Origin of the sequence: Sporosarcina koreensis (genome assembly GCF_042655825.1) — a bacterium.
Taxonomy (GTDB): Bacteria; Bacillota; Bacilli; order Bacillales_A; family Planococcaceae; genus Sporosarcina; species Sporosarcina koreensis.
The window spans coordinates 1-1,237 of the sequence record NZ_JBHSNP010000020.1; the positions used below are offsets into that span (position 1 = coordinate 1).

Sequence of the window (1,237 nt, forward strand, 5' to 3'; positions counted from 1 at the left end):
AAAAAAAAGTAGCCGAAGCTACTCTTAATTAATTTGGATTTTTTCTCAAACGTCTTTGTTCATAATCACATAATTATTTAATCCAACATGCCAATAAGCCATCACATCAACCGCACCATTTGCAACTTCATCTGCATCCTCATCGACGTGAATCAGATCCCCGTCTTCTGAATCATCTAATTGCAATTCCTTATGAATTTCTTTCAACAATCCACCGTAGGAAATTAACCGTTTGTAAGCCAAAGCTTTATCTAAATCTTTAACGGTCTGAATATTTTCAGGCGTCACTTCATCCCCTCGTATCACATCTGTATCTTTTACTGGATACTTAGAAACTTCAAAAATAGCATTTTGTTCGAGAATCGTTTTTCGCATTTCTTGCTCCACTTCCACAAAATCCGCTGACTCTTTTTTAGGTTTTACCTTCGCGACATGAACGATTGGTTTGTAATCAATCTGCATCGCTTTTTGCCACATACTTGTCCATTCGTCTTGCTTAACATACAAATCTTTTTTCTTGAAATAACCATTAGGAACGCACAGTAACACGTGGAAATGAGGATGATATGTTCCATACCACTCACTTTCTTTATCCCAATTACGAGTAACTTCCATCGCTCGGAAATACCCTTTAACCGACTTTTTGAATTTAGCGTAACCAGCAAATCGATTCCACGCCTTTGTCATTTGATCCATCGTAGGTTTCAATTCATCACCTTCGACATTTCGAACGGTTAAAGTTAGAAAAACCCACTGTACTTTTTCTCGCTCATTAACAGCTTGAATAATCTTCTTGTTTTGAAAAGCAATCTTAAGTGACCTTCGCCAATTACACATCGGACACAACCTCGCTTTGCAAAAATACGCTTGATAAAGTTTAAGCGTCCCATCTTTCATTTTGAAAACTAAATAATTCCCGCAGTCATACATGCGCTCTGCTTTTTTCTCCAGTTTTTCAACTGCTGCATGATGCTTTGCCATCAGAAGAGATCGTTTCTTTTTTCCTCTCCAATCACGCTCTTTACCATCTGCTCTTGTATCTTTAAGAATATTTATGTTATCATTCGGGTATTGTTTCATTAAAAAAAGACCTCACATTCTTGTGAGCATAAAAAGCGCTCTGATTTTGGTTTTTACTAGACATTTAAACCTTATCATAGTGCTTTTTTTGTGTCCACCCTTAAAAAGTCGATTCAGACTATACGGCTCTAAGGCTGAGGTCATTTTTTTACCCTTG

1 protein-coding gene is annotated in these 1,237 nt (G+C 37.0%); it reads right to left on the bottom strand.

Annotated features, from left to right (window positions below; translation table 11 throughout):
• Nucleotides 1-45: 45 nt before the first annotated feature.
• On the bottom strand, nucleotides 46-1,080 hold the full coding sequence (locus ACFPTP_RS10050; RefSeq protein WP_381444265.1) for a protein rep: 1,035 nt from the start codon (nucleotides 1,078-1,080) through the stop codon (nucleotides 46-48).
• Nucleotides 1,081-1,237: the final 157 nt, after the last annotated feature.